The organism is Longimicrobiaceae bacterium, from assembly GCA_035936415.1.
Taxonomy (GTDB): domain Bacteria; phylum Gemmatimonadota; class Gemmatimonadetes; order Longimicrobiales; family Longimicrobiaceae; genus JAFAYN01.
Genome location: DASYWD010000279.1, coordinates 1 through 1,767, shown reverse-complemented (window position 1 = coordinate 1,767; position 1,767 = coordinate 1). Strand labels below are relative to the sequence as shown.

Below are 1,767 nucleotides of genomic sequence, written 5' to 3'. Positions count from 1 at the left end.
GCGTCGCCGGGCACCACGGCGTACAGGTAGGTGAGGGTGTCGGTCATGCGGGGGAGAGGGCGCGCCAGGAGCGGGCGAAGCGGAGGAGGTCCGCCGCCCCACGCGGGCCGTGCCCGGCCCAGGCTGGCGCCGCGGCGAATTCCGGGATCCCGGGGACGGCCAGGAGCCGCGCCGCCTCGTCCGCGCGGCCGGGCGCGAGCTCGTCGCGCACGAGAAGGCGGTTGACGAGGAGCGCGCCGGGAGGGATCCCCAGCTCCCGCAGGCGCGACGTCAGCCGTTCCGTCTCGGGGACGCCGAGCGCCTCCGGGAGCGCGACCACGAGGAGCCAGGTGTGCGCCGGGTCCGTCAGCCGCGCGCGCTGGCCGCGCAGCGTCCGGGCGAAGCGGAGGACGCGCTCCGCGGTGTCGCCCAGGCCGACCACCTCGCGGTATCGGAGGAGAAGCCGGAGGAGCGCGTGCGACCAGTCGAGCGCCACGGCGGGCATCTCCAGGAGGCGCAGCAGGTGTCCGGTGGGGGCGGTGTCGAGCACCAGCGCATTGTATTCCCGCCCTTCCAGCAAGTCAATCACGTCTCCCAGCGCCATCGCCTCGTCCACGCCCGGGGGGGCGAGGTCCACCAGCCGCTCCATCACCGCCCGGTCCGCCGTGGCGGAGAGCCCGTCCCCGAGAAGCCCGGCGAACAACCGCTCCACCTGCTTCCGGTACCCGGCCCGGAACGCCTCCCACTCCGCCTCCGCGTCCACCTGCCGGAGCCTCACGCCCGGCGCGCCCGGCGCCGGAACCGGCTGCCTCCCCACCGGCGTGCCCCACACGTCCCCCAGCGACCCCGCCGGGTCGGTGCTCATCAGCAGCACCGGGGCTACCCCCTCCTCCGCCAGCCGCGCCGCCACCGCCGACGCCACGGTGGACTTTCCGACGCCCCCCTTCCCGCCCACCAGGTACAGGCGCCGGTCGGTGGGTACGAACCAGCCCTCAGGCCCCCACCCGGCTCGCTTTAGGCTCGCCACCCTCCCCCGATTCTGGGGGAGGGCTGGCCGGGACTCGGCACTGTCGTTCTCCCCCTTTCTCCCGCTTGCGGGGGAGAGGGGGTCGGGGGGAGAGGGGGCCTCTCCGAGCCGCGCGCCCACCCCCCGCAGCGCCTCCACCCCGTATGGATCCTCGTCCAGCAGCGGCAGCGGAACGACGGGGGTCCCCTCCGCCCCGCGCCCGAGATCGAGCGCGGAGAGCGGTTCCTCCAGCGTGACGCGGTTGACGACCAGGGCGGAGACGGCGATGCCGCGCTCGCGGAGCGCGTCCAGGTAGCGCCGGGTCTCGGCGAGGACGACGGGCTCCGGGGTGGCGACGAGGACGAAGCGGGTCCGGGAGGGGTCGGCGAGGCGGGCGGCGAGGCGCTCCACGTCGGAGCGGAGCGTGGCGAGGTCGCGGGCGGCGGCGTCGGGGCGGTAGGCGCCCGCCAGGGCGAGCGCCACCGCCTCCTGCCGGGCCTCCATGGCCTCCAGCGCGGCGATCCAGTCGCCGGCCAGGCGGGGGAGGTCGAGGAGGCGGAGGGTGTGTCCGGTGGGCGCGGTGTCGACCACCACGCGCAGGTGGGGCTCGGCCTCGGACAGCTCCGCCAGGCGGAGCACGGCGGCCAGCTCGTCCATCCCGGGAACGGCCAGCTCCAGGAAGCCGCCGACGTCCTCCCGCTCCAGGTAGGTCCCGCGCTCCACCAGCGCGAGCAGCGCGTCGCGGTGCCGCTCCAGGAAGCGGGCGCGCTCCCGCCCCGCGT

1 protein-coding gene is annotated in these 1,767 nt (G+C 76.3%); it reads right to left on the bottom strand.

What is annotated here, in order from left to right; translation table 11 throughout:
* Positions 1 to 43: 43 nt before the first annotated feature.
* On the bottom strand, positions 44 to 1,767 hold a 1,724-nt coding region (locus tag VGR37_11355), incomplete at its 5' end, for an ArsA family ATPase (protein ID HEV2147989.1).